Origin of the sequence: Caballeronia arvi (genome assembly GCF_001544695.2) — a bacterium.
Taxonomy (GTDB): Bacteria; Pseudomonadota; Gammaproteobacteria; order Burkholderiales; family Burkholderiaceae; genus Caballeronia; species Caballeronia arvi.
The window spans coordinates 57498-75272 of sequence record NZ_FCOM02000022.1; the positions used below are offsets into that span (position 1 = coordinate 57498).

15 protein-coding genes and 2 tRNA genes are annotated in these 17775 nt (G+C 64.6%); 9 read left to right on the forward strand and 8 right to left on the reverse strand.

Annotated elements, in window-relative coordinates:
• The first annotated feature begins 563 nt into the window (after nt 1-563).
• The 6 genes from AWB74_RS23005 to AWB74_RS23030 all read left to right on the forward strand — a co-directional run bounded on the left by AWB74_RS23005 (nt 564) and on the right by AWB74_RS23030 (nt 8098).
• Nucleotides 564-3851, forward strand: coding sequence for an Rne/Rng family ribonuclease (locus tag AWB74_RS23005; RefSeq protein WP_061149023.1), 3288 nt, complete (start codon nt 564-566; stop codon nt 3849-3851).
• A 236-nt stretch (nt 3852-4087) separates the two neighbouring features.
• Nucleotides 4088-5194, forward strand: coding sequence for a GTP 3',8-cyclase MoaA (gene moaA / locus AWB74_RS23010; RefSeq protein WP_061149024.1), 1107 nt, complete (start codon nt 4088-4090; stop codon nt 5192-5194).
• Nucleotides 5195-5276: 82 nt separating this feature from the next.
• On the forward strand, nt 5277-5831 hold the full coding sequence (gene mobA / locus AWB74_RS23015) for a molybdenum cofactor guanylyltransferase MobA (protein ID WP_235024659.1): 555 nt from the start codon (nt 5277-5279) through the stop codon (nt 5829-5831).
• A 133-nt stretch (nt 5832-5964) separates the two neighbouring features.
• The gene (moeA, locus tag AWB74_RS23020) at nt 5965-7269 is read left to right on the forward strand and encodes a molybdopterin molybdotransferase MoeA (protein ID WP_061149025.1); all 1305 of its coding nucleotides are present in this window, start codon (nt 5965-5967) and stop codon (nt 7267-7269) included.
• A gap of 65 nt (nt 7270-7334) precedes the next feature.
• Complete coding sequence (locus AWB74_RS23025; protein WP_061124014.1) at nt 7335-7610, forward strand: hypothetical protein; 276 nt, start codon at nt 7335-7337, stop codon at nt 7608-7610.
• The gene (locus tag AWB74_RS23030) at nt 7607-8098 is read left to right on the forward strand and encodes a GNAT family N-acetyltransferase (RefSeq protein ID WP_061149026.1); all 492 of its coding nucleotides are present in this window, start codon (nt 7607-7609) and stop codon (nt 8096-8098) included. Before AWB74_RS23025 ends, AWB74_RS23030 begins: the two co-directional genes overlap by 4 nt.
• 1 nt (nt 8099) lies before the next feature.
• On the opposite strand, the gene AWB74_RS23035 is transcribed toward AWB74_RS23030, so the two are convergent.
• From AWB74_RS23035 to pncB, 5 genes are all read right to left on the reverse strand, one after another.
• Nucleotides 8100-9557, reverse strand: coding sequence for a DNA recombination protein RmuC (locus tag AWB74_RS23035; protein ID WP_061149027.1), 1458 nt, complete (start codon nt 9555-9557; stop codon nt 8100-8102).
• Complete coding sequence (locus AWB74_RS23040) at nt 9554-10534, reverse strand: 2-hydroxyacid dehydrogenase (RefSeq protein ID WP_061149028.1); 981 nt, start codon at nt 10532-10534, stop codon at nt 9554-9556. The genes AWB74_RS23035 and AWB74_RS23040 overlap by 4 nt, the downstream gene beginning before the upstream one ends.
• Before the next feature lie 9 nt (nt 10535-10543).
• Nucleotides 10544-11947, reverse strand: a complete 1404-nt coding sequence (locus tag AWB74_RS23045) for a sodium:proton antiporter (RefSeq protein WP_061149029.1) — start codon at nt 11945-11947, stop codon at nt 10544-10546.
• A gap of 5 nt (nt 11948-11952) precedes the next feature.
• Nucleotides 11953-12624 (reverse strand): LutC/YkgG family protein, encoded by a 672-nt coding sequence (locus tag AWB74_RS23050; protein ID WP_061149069.1) that lies wholly within the window; start codon nt 12622-12624, stop codon nt 11953-11955.
• Between the two features lie 145 nt (nt 12625-12769).
• Nucleotides 12770-13960 carry a nicotinate phosphoribosyltransferase gene (pncB, locus tag AWB74_RS23055; protein ID WP_061149030.1) on the reverse strand — a complete coding sequence of 397 codons (1191 nt, stop codon included), beginning with the start codon at nt 13958-13960 and terminating at the stop codon, nt 12770-12772.
• Between the two features lie 265 nt (nt 13961-14225).
• On the opposite strand from pncB, the gene fdxA reads away from it, so the two are divergent.
• From fdxA to AWB74_RS23070, 3 genes are all read left to right on the forward strand, one after another.
• Nucleotides 14226-14549: a ferredoxin FdxA gene (fdxA, locus tag AWB74_RS23060; protein WP_061124018.1), complete on the forward strand. Its 324-nt coding sequence runs from the start codon at nt 14226-14228 to the stop codon at nt 14547-14549.
• A gap of 119 nt (nt 14550-14668) precedes the next feature.
• Nucleotides 14669-14744 (forward strand) — tRNA-Asn (locus tag AWB74_RS23065).
• A gap of 79 nt (nt 14745-14823) precedes the next feature.
• Nucleotides 14824-14899 (forward strand) — tRNA-Asn (locus tag AWB74_RS23070).
• Between the two features lie 83 nt (nt 14900-14982).
• Here the strand turns inward: AWB74_RS23070 and AWB74_RS23075 are convergent.
• Genes AWB74_RS23075 through AWB74_RS23085 form a run of 3 tightly spaced genes read right to left on the reverse strand, consistent with a single transcriptional unit; the run spans nt 14983 to nt 17713 of the window.
• Nucleotides 14983-15573, reverse strand: coding sequence for a LutC/YkgG family protein (locus tag AWB74_RS23075; protein ID WP_061149031.1), 591 nt, complete (start codon nt 15571-15573; stop codon nt 14983-14985).
• On the reverse strand, nt 15570-16973 hold the full coding sequence (locus AWB74_RS23080; RefSeq protein WP_061149032.1) for a lactate utilization protein B: 1404 nt from the start codon (nt 16971-16973) through the stop codon (nt 15570-15572). Before AWB74_RS23080 ends, AWB74_RS23075 begins: the two co-directional genes overlap by 4 nt.
• Nucleotides 16970-17713 carry a (Fe-S)-binding protein gene (locus tag AWB74_RS23085; RefSeq protein WP_061149033.1) on the reverse strand — a complete coding sequence of 248 codons (744 nt, stop codon included), beginning with the start codon at nt 17711-17713 and terminating at the stop codon, nt 16970-16972. The genes AWB74_RS23080 and AWB74_RS23085 overlap by 4 nt, the downstream gene beginning before the upstream one ends.
• Nucleotides 17714-17775 lie beyond the last annotated feature (62 nt).

Sequence of the window (17775 nt, forward strand, 5' to 3'; positions counted from 1 at the left end):
CGGATTGTGAACCATCGACGACGTGAATCGCTGCTGCGCTGATTGCTGCGAAGCGCGATACGAAACAAAGCGTCGCAAAGAGGCGAGACACGGACGAACCGCTGGCGGCTGAGAAGCTCGCGGTCATGCCGGCGCGGTCAAGCCGCAAGGATGGAGATTGGTGACGCAGCACCGCGAAGCATTGCGCGGCCCTGCACGATACCGCCCCGCCTTGCTGCTGCCGTTGGGAGGAAACAGGCTCTGTTGCAAGAGCGCCCTCGGGTTTGGCGCGTCAAATTTGAGACGCGAGAAGCCGCGGCGCCGCCGTGCATCCTCCGCCGCGCAGACAGCCGCGTCGGCGTCTCTTCGATGATTCGCATGTGCCCCACGGCGCGGCCGGCTCACTCGCCGCGCGCCTGCTTTCGGCAATTCTCCCGCCAGAAGTCCCGCTCCAGCGTGCTTTGTGACAACACACAAAAAGCGTGGCACGCCCACCTTCCCGCTTCGTGCGCGTGATCGCGAATTTCGATCACCGACGCCGATTCGCCTGACGAGGGGGGACGGAGCTGCTCTGGAGCCGTTTCATGAAACGCATGCTGTTTAACGCGACGCAGCAAGAGGAATTGCGCGTCGCCATCGTCGATGGGCAGAAGCTCATCGACATCGACATCGAAACCGCCGGGCGCGAACAGCGCAAAGGCAACATCTACAAGGGAGTCGTCACGCGCATCGAGCCGTCGCTCGAAGCGTGCTTCGTCAACTACGGCGAGGACCGCCACGGCTTTCTGCCGTTCAAGGAAGTCGCCCGCCAGTATTTCCGCGACGGCGTCGAGATGCGCTCCGCGCGCATCCAGGACGCGCTGAGGGAAGGTCAGGAACTCATCGTTCAGGTCGAGAAGGAAGAGCGCGGCAACAAGGGCGCGGCGCTGACCACGTTCATCTCGCTGGCCGGCCGCTATCTCGTCCTGATGCCGAACAACCCGCGCGGCGGCGGCGTGTCGCGCCGGATCGAAGGCGACGAGCGGCAGGAACTGCGCGAAACCATGTCGCAGCTCGAACTGCCCGACGGCATGAGCATCATCGCGCGCACGGCGGGTATCGGCCGTTCGGCGGAAGAGCTCCAGTGGGACCTGAATTACCTGATGCAGCTGTGGCGCGCGATCGAAGCCGCGTCGCAGAGCGGCGTCGGCGGCCAGCCGATGCTCATCTATCTCGAATCGAGCCTCGTCATCCGGGCGATTCGCGACTATTTCCAGCCGGATATCGGCGAAATTCTCATCGACACGACCGAAATCCATGATCAGGCGCGCGCCTTCATGGATATCGTGATGCCCGACAACCTGCAAAAGGTGAAGCGCTATCACGACGACGTGCCGCTCTTCTCGCGCTTCCAGATCGAGCATCAGATCGAGACCGCGTACTCGCGCACGGTGCCGCTGCCTTCGGGCGGCGCGATCGTGATCGATCACACCGAGGCGCTCGTCGCCATCGACGTGAACTCGGCGCGCGCGACCAAGGGCGCGGACATCGAGGAAACCGCGACGCGCACCAATCTCGAAGCCGCCGACGAAGTCGCGCGCCAGCTTCGTCTGCGCGATCTGGGCGGGCTGATCGTGATCGATTTCATCGACATGGAATCGGCCAAGAGCCAGCGCGAAGTCGAGCAGCGCCTGAAAGACGCGTTGAAGCACGACCGCGCGCGCGTACAAATGGGCAAGATTTCGCGCTTCGGGCTGATGGAGCTGTCGCGTCAGCGTCTGCGTCCGGCGCTGTCGGAAGGCAGCCATGTGACGTGCCCGCGCTGTAACGGCACCGGCCATATCCGCGATACCGAATCGTCCGCGCTGCAAGTGCTGCGGATCATTCAGGAAGAAGCGATGAAGGAAAACACCGCGGCGATCCATTGCCAGGTGCCGGTCGAGGTGACCGCCTTCCTGCTGAACGAAAAGCGCTCGGAAATCAACAAGATCGAGTCGCGCTTCAAGGTCAACGTCGTACTGATCCCGAACAAGCATCTCGAAACGCCGCACTACAAGCTGGAACGTCTGCGTCACGACGATGCGCGCCTCGACGAACCGCGCGCCTCGTGGAAGATGGCCGTCGAAGCGGCGAGCGAGCTGGAATCGGAAACGGGCTACAGCAAGCGCACCGAAGAAGTAAAGCCGAAGCAGGAAGCAGCCGTGAAGGGCATCACGCCCGAGAAGCCCGCGCCGAGCGCGCCGGTCAAGCCCGCGCCTGTCGAAGCCGCGCCCGCTCCTGCGCCCGTGCCGGCGAGCGGCGGTTTCATCGCGTGGATCAAGAATCTGTTCGGCATTCAGCCTGCGGCGGCGCCCGCTCCGGCGCCGGTCGAAGTGCAACCGGCAACGCGTCCGCAGCGTGAGCGCGGCGAGCGCCCGGGCGGCGGTGATCGCAACCGCAACCGCCGTGGTGGTGGCGCCGGTCGTGAAGGTGCTGCAGCCGGTGCGACGGCGAGTGGCAATGGCGCGGGCCGCCAGGGCGCGCGTCGTGAAGATCGCGAGGCACGTGGCGGCCGCGAAGGTCGCGAACTGCGTGAGGTCCGCGAGCCGCGTGAAGCGCGCGAGCCGCGTGAAACACGGGAACCGCGTGAGGCACGCGAGCCGCGCGATCGCAACGCGGAACGCGCCGCACGTCCGGAAGCTGGCGAGCGCCAGGAACGCCGCGAACGTCCGGATCGGGGCGAACGGGCTGAGCGTGCCGATCGTCCGGAACGCGCTGAACGTGGCGAGCGCCGCAAGCCGCAGCCGGAAGCCGCCGTCGAGGCGCTGACGCAAAGCGAAACGGTCGCGCCGGAGTTCGTCGACGCAGCGCAAGCCAGCGCCGACGCGCAACAGACCGACATCGACGCACTGTCCGCCGATCAGAGCGCAGCCGCGCGTGAAGGCGAAGAACGCCGTCGCCGCCGCCGTGGCCGCCGTGGCGGCCGTCGCGATCGCGATGACGATGGCATGACCGTGAATCACGCAGCCGATGTCGCGGAAGCAGAAGGCGCGGCGGAAAGCGTCTCGGCGCAAGCCGGCGTATTCGACGCCGAAGCCGCGCAGGAAGCGGCCGCTCGTCGCGAAGCACGCCCTGCCGCCGCACAAGCGGCCGAGCAGCCGGCGGAGCAGCCTGTTGTCGAACCGATCGCTCAGCCGGTCGAAGCGAAGCCGCAGGAGCAAGCGCCCGCAGCAGCCGAGGAAGCACCGGTTGCCAGGACCGCCGAAGCGGAGCCGTTCGAGCTGAAAGCGCAAACGCCCGAGCCGACGACGTTCGATCTCTTCGAGAAGCCCGCCCCGGCGCCTGCGGTCGAGAATCCGTTCGGCCCGTCGCCGAAGGCCGCCGAGGTGCAGACGGCCGATCCGTTCGCGCCGGCGCCGACGCCCGCGCCTGTCCTCACGGAAGCGCCGAAGCCTGCCGTCGTCGAAGCGCCGGCCCAGCCTGCCGAGGAAGTTCCGGCTGCGGCGCCCGTCGCCGCAACGGAACCCGCCGAAGCGGCCGAGCCGGTGAAAACCGCCGCGGTCGCGCCGACGCCCGAAGCGACGGCCGTCGAGCCGGTGAAGCCGGTCGAGCGCACGGAAGCGCAAGCGCCGGTCGCAGCTCAGGAGCCGGTCGCCGTCGTTTCGGAGCCGGTGAAGGCAGCCGCGCCCGCCGCGCCTGCGACTTCGACGCCGATCGCAGTCGCCGCTCTTCAGCCGATGCTGGAGCGCGCAGGCCTCGTCTGGGTCAACACGGACGAAGGCAAGCTGCGCGACGCGAACGCCGCCGCCGCGCGCGAACCGGCGCCGGTGCGCGTGCCGCGCGAGCGCAAGCCGCTCCCGCCGGCCGACACCACGCCGATGCAGCAAGTGGAAACCAGCAAGAGCATCCACTGAGCGTGAAAGCGCGGGCCGGGTCGCTTCGGCGATCCGGCGGCAGTCAGACAACGCCATCGATTTTCGAATCGATGGCGTTTTTCATTGCTTTATCGAAAATTGGCCGAAACCGCGGGAAAACCGGGACGCCGTGTCGCTGCGTCCCGATGCCCCGGACCGCGCGGTTCCGCTAAAATGGGACGATTCAATCATCATTCGAACAAGGCCTTAGCGGCCGAAGCGAGCCCCGAGTCATCATGTCCCGACGCATCATTCCCCTGGCCGATGTCAGCTCGATTCCGGACTTTTCCGGCGCCGCGACGTCGCCGTCCGGGCTGCTCACGGACACGCTCGCGCGCCCGCTGCGCGACTTGCGCATCTCGGTGACGGACCGCTGCAACTTCCGCTGCGTGTACTGCATGCCGCGCGAAGTGTTCGACAAGGACTACCAGTTTCTTCCGCACGCCGCCTTGCTCTCGTTCGAGGAAATCGAGCGGCTCGCGCGTGTGTTCGTCGCGCACGGCGTCGAAAAAATTCGTCTCACGGGCGGCGAGCCGCTGTTGCGCAAGAACATCGAATTTCTGATCGAACGGCTCGCGCTTTTGCGCACGCCGGAAGGCCGCCCGCTCGATCTCACGCTGACGACGAACGGCTCGCTTCTCGCGCGCAAGGCGCGTTCTTTGAGGGACGCGGGCCTTTCGCGCGTCACGGTCAGCCTCGACGCCCTCGACGATGCCCTCTTTCGCCGCATGAACGACGCCGATTTCGCGGTCGCCGACGTGCTGGACGGCATCGAAACGGCGCAAGCCGTCGGTCTCGATCCAATCAAGATCAACATGGTCGTGAAGCGCGGCACGAACGACCAGGAAATCGTGCCGATGGCGCGCCACTTCAAAGGCAGCGGCGCCGTTCTGCGTTTCATCGAATATATGGATGTCGGGGCGTCGAACGGCTGGAACATGAGCGAAGTGTTGCCGTCGGCGCAAGTCGTCGAGCGTATCGACGCGCATTTTCCGCTCGACCCGCTCGAAGCGCACACGGCTGCCGAAACGGCGCAACGCTGGGGCTATCGCGACGGCAGCGGTGAAATCGGCGTGATTTCCAGCGTCACGCGCGCGTTTTGCGGCGATTGCACGCGCGCGCGGCTGTCGACGGAAGGCAAGCTCTATCTGTGCCTCTTCGCGGTATCCGGCCACGATCTGCGCGGCCTGATCCGCGGCGGCGCGAGCGACAACGAAGTCGGCACCGCCATCGCGCGCATCTGGGAAGCGCGCGGCGACCGCTATTCGCAACTGCGCGGGAGCGCATCGGCGCCGTCGCGCGATGACGCGCGTCGCGTCGAAATGTCGTACATCGGCGGCTGAGCGCGGCGGATCGCTCGTGCTGAACGTTCATTCATCCTCGAATGTCACTGCGCTCGTGCTCGCGGGCGGACGCGGCTCGCGCATGGGCGGCGTCGACAAGGGCATGCAGCCGTTTCACGGCGAGCCGCTCGCGCTGCACGTGATACGGCGCGTCGCGCCTCAGGCGGCCGCGGTGCTGATCAGCGCGAATCGTTCCCTCGACGACTACGCGCGCCTCGGCGCGGCGTTCGGCGCGCACGTGATCGCCGACACGCGCGCGGATTTTCCCGGGCCGCTGGCCGGCATCGCCGCCGCGTTGCGCGCCGCGACGACGGAGTTCGTGCTGATCGCGCCGTGCGATGCGCCGTTCGTCGACGAACATCTCGGCGCCGCACTGATGCACGCACTCGAGGCAAAGCGCGCGAGCATTGCCTACGCCGCAACGATCGATGCCTCCGGCGAAGTGATGGCGCATCCGGTTTTCGCGCTTTTGCGAACCTCGCTCGCCGACGATCTCGACGCCTGGCTCGACGCCGGCGAACGCAAAGTCCGCGCGTGGTACGCGCGCCACACGGCGGCGGAAGTCCAATTTCACGACGAACGCGCGTTTTACAATATCAACGATTTACAGCAGCTGGCCGAGCTGGAACGCCGCTGACTCGTAACCCGACCGTTGCAGCCCGACTGTTCGCGCGATTCCGCCTTGCGGCCATCCGACGTTCGGGCGCTCAATCACCGCGCGGCCTCGTGGCTGCTTCTTCGCCGGGCTCCGGCCGCGATCACGCCGATTCATGACCACGTCCAAGGAATTCTCCGCCTGCGTCGCCCATTACGATCCGAACGCGCTGCCCGTCATCGCAGCGCAGGAAATCGTGCGTCAATGGGCCACGCCGCGTACGCGTGACGCGCAGATTGAGCGCGTAGGCTTGCACGACGCGCTCGACCGCGTGCTCGCCGAAGACGTGATCTCGCCCATCGACGTGCCCGCCTTCGACAATTCCGCTATGGACGGCTACGCATTCGCCGGCGAGGCGCTCGCGGGCGGCGCTGCCACGCTGGGTCTCACCGTCGCGGGCGCCGCGCTCGCCGGACGGCCGTTCGATGCCGCGCCGGGTGCGGGCCAATGCGTGCGCATCATGACGGGCGCGCTGATTCCGCCCGGCTGCGACACGGTCGTGCCGCAGGAACTCGTGACCCGCGAAGGCGATGCGATCCGCTTCTCCACGGCCGCAGTTCGTGCCGGCCAGAACCGCCGCCTGTCGGGCGAAGATCTCGCGAAAGGCAAGCCCGCGCTGATCGCGGGCCGCATCGTGCGCGCGTCGGATCTCGGCCTGCTCGCGTCGCTCGGCATCGGCGAGGTGTGTGTCTACAAGCGCCTCACTGTCGCGTTTTTCTCGACGGGCGACGAATTGCGCTCGGTCGGCGAAACGCTGAGCCCGGGCAGCCTTTACGACAGCAACCGCTACACGCTCTTCGCGATGCTCAAGCGCCTGAACGTCGAGAGCGTCGATCTCGGCATCGTGCGCGACGACCGTGCATCGCTCGAAAAGGCGTTGCGCGAGGCCACCGAACGCGCGGACGTGGTCATCAGCTCGGGCGGCGTCTCGGTCGGCGATGCGGACTTCACGCGCGAACTGATGAATTCGCTCGGCGACGTCGCCTTCTGGAAGATCGCGATGCGCCCCGGACGGCCGCTCGCCTTCGGCCGCCTCTGGTCGGGCGCGCGCGCGGGCACGGGCGAATCGGCGCTATTCTTCGGCTTGCCGGGCAATCCGGTCGCCGTGATGGCGACGTTTTACTTCATCGTGCGCGAGGCGCTTCTGGCGATGTCCGGCGCGACGCGCCAGCCGCTCACGGCGATCCGCGCAATCAGTGCCGAGCCGATAAAGAAGCGCGCGGGCCGCACGGAGTTCCAGCGCGGCATCGCCACACGCGACGACGACGGTCGCTTTCACGTCGTCACCACGGGTCCGCAAGGTTCTGGCGTGCTCAGTTCGATGAGCGAAGCGAACTGCTTCATCGTGCTGGAGCACGCGCGCGGCGACATCGACGCCGGAGACGAAGTCGAGATCGTGCCGTTCGACGGCCTGATCTGACGGGCGCCACGGCACGCGCCGCCAGGACCAAACATTCCTACATCGATAGACGGGGCTTTCCTTCCATGAAAAAGCAGATCTCATTTATCGCACCGGGACAGACCGCCAAGGCGCTGATCCTCGTGTACCTGACTTTCAGCGTGCCGATCGTGCTGCTCGGCGTGGTGGTCGCGTTCGTCCGATTCGGCTCGGTGGAAGTAAGCACCGTCACGAGCGCGCTGCTGCTGAACGCGATTCTCGGTTTCGTCCTGCTTTGGATCGCGTGCCATGCGTATAACTGGGTGGCGTCGCGTTTCGGCGGCATCGAGATCGTACTGTCCGACGCGCCGGAGGAAGCATGAGTGCGTCGAACCCGGGTGCAACGATTCGCGCGGCCACGCCCGCCGACATCCCCGCGATTTTCGGCCTGATGTACGAGCTCGCCGAGTTCGAAAAGCTCACGCATCTGTTCATCGCGACTGAGGAAGGCGTGCACGATGCCCTCTTCGGCGCGCGCCCTGCCGCTGAAGCGCTCGTCGCGGAGCAGGCGGGCGAAGTCGTCAGCTATGCGCTCTTCTTCCAGAACTTCTCGACCTTTCTCGGCAAGCGCGGTCTTTATCTCGAAGACCTCTATGTGCGTCCGTCGATGCGCGGCAGCGGTCTCGGCACGCTGATGCTGAAAGAGCTCGCGGCGCTTGCGGTCGAGCGTCAGTGCGGCCGCTTCGAGTGGTCGGTGCTCGACTGGAATCAGAACGCCATCGACTTCTACGAAAAGATGGGCGCGACCGTGCTGCCCGATTGGCGCATCGTGCGCGTGACGGGCGAGCCGCTCGAACGCCTCGCCCGGTGATTCAGACGTCGTCGTCTTCGGGCGACGACGTATCGCCGAGCGCATCTCCCAACAGCCCCGCAGTCTGTTCTCCCGGCAACGCCTCGACATCGCGCAGGCGCTTGCCCATCTGCCGCGTGCGCGTCTGCGCCGCTTCGATCGAGCGCGCGACTGTTTCGAGCTGCGACTTCGTCTTCGCCAGCACTTCGCCGAACTTGCCGAACTCGGTCTTCACCGCGCCGAGCACCTGCCACACCTCGCTCGAACGCTTTTCGATGGCGAGCGTGCGAAACCCCATCTGCAGGCTGTTGAGAATTGCGGTCAAGGTAGTCGGCCCGGCGATGCTCACGCGATACTCGCGCTGCAACGCATCGCTCAGACCCGGACGGCGCAACACTTCCGCATAGAGCCCTTCAGTCGGCAGAAAAAGCAGCGCGAAGTCCGTCGTATGAGGCGGCGCGACGTACTTCTGCGCGATCGACTTCGCCTCCGCGCGTAGCCGCCCTTCGAGCGCGCGCGACGCGTCCTCGACCGCGACCGGGTCCGCGCGCTCCTGCGCATCGATGAGACGCTCGTAATCTTCGCGCGGAAACTTCGCGTCGATGGGCAGCCACACGGGCGTGGCGACATCGCCCGGCGAACCCGGCGCATCGTGCCGGCCCGGCAGCTTGATCGCGAACTCGACGCGCTCGCCCCTGTTCGGAATCGTCGCGACGTTCTTCGCGTACTGGTCCGGCGTGAGCAACTGTTCCAGCAGCGATTCGAGCTGCACTTCACCCCAGATGCCACGCGTCTTGACGTTGGTGAGCACCTTCTTCAGATCGCCGACGCCGGCCGCGAGCGTCTGCATCTCGCCGAGCCCGCGATGCACCTGCTCCAGCCGGTCCGACACCAGCTTGAACGATTCGCCGAGACGCTGTTCGAGCGTTGCGTGCAGCTTTTCATCGACGGTTCTGCGCATCTCGTCGAGCTTCGTCGCGTTGTTCGATTCGATGTCTTTCAGACGCGCTTCGAGCGTCGCGCGCACCTCGCCAAGCCGCCGCTCGTTCGCTTCCGACAACTGCGCGAGATGCAGCGACACCGAATCGGCGAAGCGCTTCAACGCATTGCCCTGATCCTCGCGCGCCTGCTGGCTCTGCTGCGCGAGTTGCTGCGCGAGCGCGTCGAACTGCGCGTTCTGCACGCTCGACGTGTTTGCGAGTTGCGTCGACAGCGTTTGATGGAACTGCGTGAAGCCGCTTTGCGATTCCATGCGCGACACGCGCGCGCTCTCCGCGATATCGCCGCGCAAGCCGCGTTCGAGCCGCTCCTGCGCGCGCGCATGCGCCTCGCCCATGTCGTTCACGCGGTCGGTGAGCGCTTCGAATTCATCGAAAATCACGGCGTTCGAGTTGCGCCGCATCGACATGACGAGCGCGATGAGCGCGGCCACCAGCGCGATCGCCAACACGACGATCGCGCCAACCAACAGTTGCGTCATTTCTTCAGTACGTCCGGATTGATCGGGTTCGGCGGATTGCCGGCGCGCGGGCCTTCGCCCAGTGCCGCGATGAGATTGTCGGCAGCAAGATTGGCCATCGCGCGGCGCGTGCCTTCGGTCGCGCTCGCGATGTGCGGCGTCAGCACCACGTTGTCGAGCGAGAGGAAGTCGCGGTCGAAATCCGGCTCTCCTTCGAACACGTCGATGCCCGCTGCCGCGATGCGTTTCTCGCGCAATGCGACGATCAGCGCCGCGTCATCGACGATGCCGCCGCGCGCGATGTTGGTGAGCGTAGCCGTCGGCTTCATCAGCGCAAGCTCGGCCGCGCCGATCGTGTGATGGCTCTCCTTCGAGTAAGGCACGACGAGCACGACATGATCCGAGCGCTTGAGCAGGTCTTCCTTCGACGCATATTCGGCGTTCAGCTCCGCTTCGATCTCCGGCGCCACGCGTGAGCGATTGTGATAGATCACGCGCATGTTGAAACCGATCGCGCGCCGCGCAAGCGCCTGGCCGATGCGCCCCATGCCGATCACGCCGAGCGTCGCGCCGTACACGTCCGCGCCGAGGAACGAATCGAAGGACCACTTCTGCCACTTGCCCGCGCGCAGATGATGCTCGGACTCGGTGACACGGCGCGCCGCCGCCATCATCAGCGCCCAGCCGAAATCGGCGGTGGTTTCGTTCAGCACGTTCGGCGTGTTGGTGCCGAGCACGCCGTGCGCGTCGAACGCCTGCATGTCGAAGTTGTTGTAGCCGACCGCCATGTTGGCGACCACCTTCAGGTTCGGCGCGCCCGCCAGTTCCTTCTCGCCGACCCATTCGCCCGCTGTGAAGGCGCCGTCCTTATCGGCGAGACGGCGCGCGAATTCGTCTTGCGGGAGCACGTCGCCGGGGTTCGCGTCGACATCGAAATACTGTTTCAGCCGCTCGATCACATCGGGGAACGTGGGACGCGCGACAAGTACCTTCTTCATCGATTGCTCCTAGAAAAATAGCCAGCCCATGACGGCGAATAGCGGCAGAAGGATCGCGCCCGACCATGCCATGTAGCCGAAGAAACTCGGCATGCGCACGCCGCGCGATTCGGCGATCGCCTTCACCATGAAATTCGGCGCATTGCCGATATACGTGTTTGCGCCCATGAAGACCGCGCCCGCGGAAATGGCGGCGAGCGTGGTGGCGTCGGTGGTCATGAGTGTTTGAGGATCGCCGCCCGCGAGATTGAAGAAGACGAGATAGGTCGGCGCGTTGTCGAGAAACGAAGACAGGAGACCCGTCGCCCAGAAGTAGGCGATGTCGATCGGCTTGCCCTGAGCATCCGACACCGCATTCACGATGCCCGCGAACGCGCCCCCCTCGCCCGCGCGCAGGATCATGATGACCGGCGCGATGGTGATGAAGATCGCCGCGAAGAGCTTCGCGACTTCCTCAATCGGCGCCCAGGCGAACGCGTTGCCCGCGCGCGCGCTTTTCGGCGTGAGCGCGAGCGATGCCAGCAGCACGGCGGCGAGCAGCACGTCGCGCACGAGATTCTGCAACTGCACCTGCGTGCCGAAGACATCGACCGCGATGCCCGGCTTCCAGATGCCGCTCATCAGCACGAGCGCGACGATCGCCAGGAGCAGCGCGAAGTTGATCTTGCCGTCGATGCCGAGCGGCGGCGTGTCCGGCGTCGGGTCGAGAAACGCGCGCTTCGCGTCGTGCCTGCGCCAGTAGTAATGGTCGAGCGCGTAGAAGACCGCGAGCAGCACGGCGCAGACGAAGAGCATCGGCAGCGCGAGATGCAGCGTCGTCCAGAAGAAGCCGATGCCGTTCAGAAAGCCGAGGAAGAGCGGCGGATCGCCGAGGGGCGTCAGCGAGCCGCCCGCGTTTGCGACGAGGAAGATGAAGAACACGACCACATGTACCACATGCTTGCGGTTGTCGTTCGCGCGCAGGAGCGGACGAATCAGCAACATGGCCGCGCCGGTCGTGCCCATGATGCTCGCGAGCGCGGCGCCGAGCGCGAGCAGCCCGGTATTCAGACGCGCCGAGCCGTGCAGATTACCGCGCACGCAAATGCCGCCCGCCACCGTATAGAGCGCCGCCAGCAGGATGATGAACGGCACGTACTCTTCGAGCAGCGCGTGAACCAGCACGCCGCCGGCCGTGCCGAAGCCGAACGCGAACGCGAACGGCGCGAGAAACGCGATGGCCCACGCGGCTGCGATCTTGCCGAAATGGTGATGCCAGAACTTCGGCGCGACGAGCGGAAACACGGCGATGGACAACAAGACGCCGACGAAAGGCAGGCCCCACGCCGCCGAGAGCGTTGCGCCATCGGGCGTTGCCGCCGAGGCGGCAGAAGCCGCAATGAACGCTGCCACGCCTGCAAAAAAACGCCGCATCGGACTCACGCTCCGCGCACGATGATCACATGCACGCGATACGGCCCATGCGCGCCGAGCACGATGGTCTGTTCGATATCGCCGGTGCGCGACGGTCCCGACACGAAGTTCACCGCGCGCGGCAGTTCGCCCCGCTCGGTGCGCATCAACGCGAACGCGTCTTCCTGCCCCGCGACGATGCGCGATGCCGGCACGATCGCGATATGCGTCTGCGGCAGCAGCGCGCCGGAAGCCGGCGTTTCGGTGCCGGAGAGCAGCACGAGCGAACCGGTTTCAGCCGTCGCGCAAAAGCAGCCGGTGATGCCGACGAGATCGGCGTCGGCAGGCTTGCGCAACGCTGCCTGAATGCCGGCTTGCGCCCAGGGAAGATCGGCGAGCGCGGGCCACGCGACCACATCGGCGGGAAGATTCAGCGACTGGAGATAGCGCGCGGCTTCGGCGGGAGCATCCGCGAGCGATTCGACTTCGGCAACGGTCGTGGAGAGTCGCTCGGCTTCGAGCCTGAACCGCGCGACGAGTTCGTCGAGCGTCTCGGGCAGCGTCGGACGCGGGCCCGCCGGGTGCCGTTCCACGTATTCGCTCGCGGCTGCGTACTCGGCGTCCGTCGGCGTGCCACGGCGGCCTTGCGCGCTGCGGATGCGCGCGAGAATGTTGCGGCGCGCGGCCGATGTGTCCATGGGTGCCGTCCTCGTGGTTACGTGCTCTGGATTCGTGCGCGCCGGATCGATCGACGCGTCCGAATTATAGCGAGCGATGTCCGCGTAAGAACCTCGGCCGAACGGCATAGGCCGATTGTACGAACGCTCGCGGACGCGCAGGAAATCAGTCGTCGCCTACAGGCTGCTCGATGCCGAACACCTGGCGCAGATAGGCGAGATAGGCCTTGTCCTCGCACATGTTTTTGCCGGGCGAATCCGACAGCTTCGCGACCGGCTGACCGTTGCAGCGAACCATCTTGATGACGATCTGCAGCGGCTGATAGCCGAGATCGTTGGTGAGATTCGTGCCGACGCCGAACGCGAGCTGGCAGCGTCCGCGAAAACGCTCATACAACTGGAGCACTTTGGGGATATCCAGCGCGTCGGAGAAGACGAGCACCTTCGTGCGCGGGTCGCAGCGGTTGTCCTCGTAATGCCGGAGGAGGCGCTCGCCCCAGTCGAAGGGATCGCCGGAATCGTGACGCGCGCCGTCGAAGAGCTTGCAGAAATACATGTCGAAGTCGCGCAGGAACGCCTTCATGCCATAGACGTCCGACAGCGCGATGCCGAGGTCGCCGCGATATTCCTTCGCCCACATCTCGAAGCCGAAGATCTGCGAGTCGCGCAGGCGCGGACCGAGCGCCTGACACGCCTGAAGATACTCATGGGCCATCGTGCCGAGCGGCCGCAAGCCGTGCTTCATCGCATAGAACACGTTGCTCGTGCCGGCGAACTGCGCGCCGAGCTTGTCCTTCAACGTAAGCACCACTTCCTCGTGCCACTGCCCCGAGAAGCGGCGGCGCGTGCCGTAATCGGCGATCTTGCAGTCGGAGTATTCGGGCGGCGTGGCGAGCAGCTTGATCTTGTCGCGCAGGCGCACGCGGCCGGTTTCGTACTCCGGCTTGCGCTGCGTGTTGCGGAAGTAGACCTCGTTGACGATCGCGAGCACCGGAATCTCGAAGAGAATCGTATGCAGCCACGGCCCTTCGATTCCGATCTCGATCTCGCCATTTTTCTTCGGCGACGGCGAGATGCGCACGGACTTCTCGTTCAGATGAAAGAGCGCGAGAAAATCGATGAAATCGCTCTTGATGAAGCGCATGCGCCGCAGATAGTCCAGCTCCTCTTCCGTGAAGCGCAGGTTGCAGAGCTGGCGCACTTCGTCGCGGATTTCGTCGATGTACGGGACGAGATCGACATTCGGCGTGCGGCAGCGGAAGCGATACTCGACGTGCGCCGCCGGGAAATGATGCAGCACGACCTGCATCATGGTGAACTTGTAGAGGTCGGTATCGAGCAGCGAATTGATGATCATGGTTCTGACTGAGACTTCACCGAAGAGGCCGCGCGGGCCTTATGCCTTTAGGGTCATGTTACCCGAATGTCCGCAGAGGCATGACCATGCGCCATCCTTTTACGAAGCTGTGCATACATACATCACGAATCGATATAAAAGGCGGGCCGCGCCGCTCGCGCCCGCTTTTACCGTTACGCTACAATATGCGTTTTGGCAAGCGCATCTCCGGCCTATGTAGCCGCTCTGAGCGCCGCCCCCACGAATTCCGCATGCAGGAGCCTGAATGACTCACGTTGTGACCGAAAGCTGCATCAAGTGCAAGTACACCGATTGTGTGGACGTGTGCCCGGTGGATTGCTTCCGCGAAGGTCCCAACTTTCTCGCGATCGATCCGGACGAGTGCATCGACTGCGCCGTGTGCGTGGCCGAGTGCCCGGTGAACGCCATCTACGCCGAAGAGGACGTACCCTCGGACCAGCAGCATTTCACCGAACTGAACGCCGATCTGTCGCGCAACTGGCCGAGCATCACGAAAACGAAGGGATCGCTTCCCGAAGCGGACGAGTTCAAGGACGTGAAGGACAAGCTGAACCTGCTCGAGCGCTGAAGCGCGCATACGTCAACGCATCTGGCTTCGTTCGATTGCAAAAATGGTTATCGAATGAAGATTGGGCGTTGACACGTTAGCAGCAGCCCCCTATACTTTCGCTTCTCTGCTGTAGATGTTCCCCGATAGCTCAGTCGGTAGAGCGCCGGACTGTTAATCCGTAGGTCCCTGGTTCGAGCCCAGGTCGGGGAGCCAAAACTCCAGCAAGTCGGTTTCAAAAAAAACCCAGTCGATCGGCTGGGTTTTTTATCTCAGTTGCATATGTTTCAGTTGTTCCCCGATAGCTCAGTCGGTAGAGCGCCGGACTGTTAATCCGTAGGTCCCTGGTTCGAGCCCAGGTCGGGGAGCCAAAAGCTTCACTTGAAAAGCCCAGTCGCGCGACTGGGCTTTTTCGTTTTCTGCAACGCTTTCCCGCACGCCAGAGCCAGCCGTTTCATCCAAGCCACACGACAGTCAGCGAGCGCACGCCCTGTGCGCCGCGAATCAGCACGCCTTCGATATCCGCCGTCGCCGATGGCCCCGTCACGAGCACCGCATAACGCGCCGATTTGAAATCGTCACGTCGATACACCTGCTGCAAGCCATCGACGAGCGAGGCGGGATCGAGCAGCACGACGAGATGTTGCGCGAGATAGCCGATCGAATTCACGACGTATTCGTCTTCGCTGAACCACACCGAGCCGGTTTCCGCGACGCCGAAGCGCCCTCTCACGATGCCCACGTCGACATCTTCGAGCGATGCCGGCACGGTGTCGGGCGAAAGCGCGCGGTTGCCATCGACGCCGGCAACCGCCGATGCGATCACGTTCGCGTCCGGAAAACGCGCGGCGATCAGCGCATTCACATCGCTCAAATTGACCGCTTCGATGCACGTGCCGCCCATCGCCGTGAGCGCCGCCGTGAAGCGCGCCTTCGGATCGCCATCGGCAGAGGGAACGACGGGAAACACGGGCACCTCGGGGCGCGGGCGCGACGCGGGCTGCGCCGCGCGGATCTTCGAGAGAAAAGCTTCGCGAGTCGTCATTTGGCAGGCTTCCGGTTCTTGCGATACCACTCGTGAAAAGTCTCGACGGGCGCTTCGGGCAGATCGCGCTGACGTCCCCAGATGTTGAGCGGGTTATAGAGCACGAAGTTGGGCAAGCGCTTCAACGCGCCGCCGAGCGATGCGACCGTCGCGCGATAAAGCGTCGGACTCGCGAGCAGCCGCCCGGCCATCTTCAGGACTTCCTGCTTGACGAACGGCACCTCGTGCTTCTCGGCGATCACCGCGCGCCACTTGTAAATCTGCTCGTGGATATTCACCTTCACCGGGCACACGTTGGTGCAACTTCCGTTCATCGTCGATGCGAACGGCAGCGCGCTGTAGCGCTTCAGATCGTAAGTCGGGTTGATGATCGCGCCGATCGGCCCGGAATACGTGCCGCCATACGACAAGCCGCCGCTTCGCCGATACACCGGGCACGTGTTCATGCACGCGCCGCAGCGGATGCACTTGAGCGAGTACCAGAAGTCATCCATCGCGAGCCGTTCGGTGCGGCCGTTATCGACGAGGATGAAGTGCATCTCCGTGCCCGGCCGCGGCTTGCAAAAGTGCGACGTGTATTGCGTGATCGGCGAGCCGAGCGCGCTCCTCGACAGCATGCGCACGAAGACGCCGAGATCGGCGATCGTCGGAATGAGCTTTTCGATGCCGATCGACGCGATATGCAGCGGCGGCACGTTCGCCGACAAATCCGCGTTGCCCTCGTTCGTGCAGACGACGACCGTGCCCGTTTCCGCGACGGCGAAATTGCAGCCGGTCATGCCCGCCGTCTTCTCGCGCACGAAATACGGCCGCGTGTGCATGCGCTGGCTTTCGGCGAGATAGTGGATGTCGCTGTTCTTCGGATCAGTGCCGATGGTCTTGCCGAACAGATCGGCCACGTCCGCGCGCAGCTTGTGCACGGCCGGCACGACCATGTGGCTCGGGTCTTGATGATCGAGCTGCTGGATGCGCTCGCCGAGATCGGTTTCCATCACGGTGATGCCGCGCGGCTCCAGGTAGTCGCGCATGTAGCACTCGTCGGTGAGCATCGACTTGCTCTTCACGAGCGATGTCATGCCGCGCTCGCTCATCAGCTTGTAGACGAGTTCGTTATGCTCCTGTGCATTCGCCGCGAAATGCACGACGACGCCGTTACGCTCGGCCTGATCGACGAATTGCCCGATGTAGTCCGCGAGATTCGACAGCGTGTGCTCCTTGATGCCCGACGCGAGCTCGCGCATCGTTTCCCATTCGGGAATTCCGTGCGCCTGCGCATCGCGCTTGGAGCGCAAATCCCACAATCGCTTGTCGTGGAACGCGACGTGATCCGGCTTTTGCAGGAACGCGCTCGCCGCCTTGGCGTGATCGATACGAACGGTCTTACTCACGGTTTTGCTCATGCCCGCGCTCCGTTCAGAACCTGCGCGATGTGGATGAACTTCGCATCGAGCTTCATGCGTTCGGCGCAGCCTTGCTGATGCATGAGACACGACATGTCGCCCGACACGATGTACTCCGCGCCCGCGCCGACGTGATCGCGCACCTTGTCCTGTCCCATACGCACGGACACGGCTTCTTCCGTCACGGAAAACGTGCCGCCGAAACCGCAGCACTCGTCGGGGCGCGCGGGCGACACGAATTCGATGCCCTTCACGCCGTCGAGCAGCGCGCGCGGCTTCGAAAAGCGTGCGCCCGCGACTTCCGAATTCGATGTCTCGCGCAGATGCCGAACCGCGCTGCAACTGTTGTGCAGCCCGACACGATGCGGAAACTCGGCCCAGGGAAACTCGCGCACCTCGAGCACGTCGTGCAGGAATTCGACGAGCTCGTACGTATTGCCACGCACCTTCTGCACCGCGCTCGTCTGTTCGATCGACGTGAAGTGCTCGCGCACGTGATGCACGCAACTCGCCGACGGCCCGACGATGCAGTCGTAATCGGCGAAATTGCGGGCGAACACGCGCTCGGCGCCCGCGGCTTCCTTAAGTGCGCCGCTATTGGCCATCGGCTGGCCGCAGCAGGTCTGATCCTGCGGATAGTCGACGTCGAGCCCGAGCCGCTCGAGCAGCTCCAGCGTGGCTATGCCGATCTGCGGATAAAAGGCGTCGATGAAACAGGGAACGAACAAAGCGACTTTCATGGAGATCGGGTGCCTCGACGTGTGGGGAATTTGGTAAGCTTGGTCTGACCAAGACTTTAAAG

Excerpts from the sequence above, each read along its gene's own strand:
- AWB74_RS23080 (WP_061149032.1), bottom strand. The coding sequence starts at position 16,973 with ATGAGCAAAACCGTGAGTAAGACCGTTCGTATCGATCACGCCAAGGCG.
- AWB74_RS23045 (WP_061149029.1), bottom strand. The coding sequence starts at position 11,947 with ATGCGGCGTTTTTTTGCAGGCGTGGCAGCGTTCATTGCGGCTTCTGCC.
- AWB74_RS23035 (WP_061149027.1), bottom strand. The coding sequence starts at position 9,557 with ATGACGCAACTGTTGGTTGGCGCGATCGTCGTGTTGGCGATCGCGCTG.
- AWB74_RS23030 (WP_061149026.1), top strand. The coding sequence starts at position 7,607 with ATGAGTGCGTCGAACCCGGGTGCAACGATTCGCGCGGCCACGCCCGCC.
- AWB74_RS23050 (WP_061149069.1), bottom strand. The coding sequence starts at position 12,624 with ATGGACACATCGGCCGCGCGCCGCAACATTCTCGCGCGCATCCGCAGC.
- AWB74_RS23085 (WP_061149033.1), bottom strand. The coding sequence starts at position 17,713 with ATGAAAGTCGCTTTGTTCGTTCCCTGTTTCATCGACGCCTTTTATCCG.
- mobA (WP_235024659.1), top strand. The coding sequence starts at position 5,277 with ATGGGCGGCGTCGACAAGGGCATGCAGCCGTTTCACGGCGAGCCGCTC.
- AWB74_RS23025 (WP_061124014.1), top strand. The coding sequence starts at position 7,335 with ATGAAAAAGCAGATCTCATTTATCGCACCGGGACAGACCGCCAAGGCG.
- pncB (WP_061149030.1), bottom strand. The coding sequence starts at position 13,960 with ATGATCATCAATTCGCTGCTCGATACCGACCTCTACAAGTTCACCATG.
- moeA (WP_061149025.1), top strand. The coding sequence starts at position 5,965 with ATGACCACGTCCAAGGAATTCTCCGCCTGCGTCGCCCATTACGATCCG.
- moaA (WP_061149024.1), top strand. The coding sequence starts at position 4,088 with ATGTCCCGACGCATCATTCCCCTGGCCGATGTCAGCTCGATTCCGGAC.
- AWB74_RS23075 (WP_061149031.1), bottom strand. The coding sequence starts at position 15,573 with ATGACGACTCGCGAAGCTTTTCTCTCGAAGATCCGCGCGGCGCAGCCC.
- fdxA (WP_061124018.1), top strand. The coding sequence starts at position 14,226 with ATGACTCACGTTGTGACCGAAAGCTGCATCAAGTGCAAGTACACCGAT.
- AWB74_RS23005 (WP_061149023.1), top strand. The coding sequence starts at position 564 with ATGAAACGCATGCTGTTTAACGCGACGCAGCAAGAGGAATTGCGCGTC.
- AWB74_RS23040 (WP_061149028.1), bottom strand. The coding sequence starts at position 10,534 with ATGAAGAAGGTACTTGTCGCGCGTCCCACGTTCCCCGATGTGATCGAG.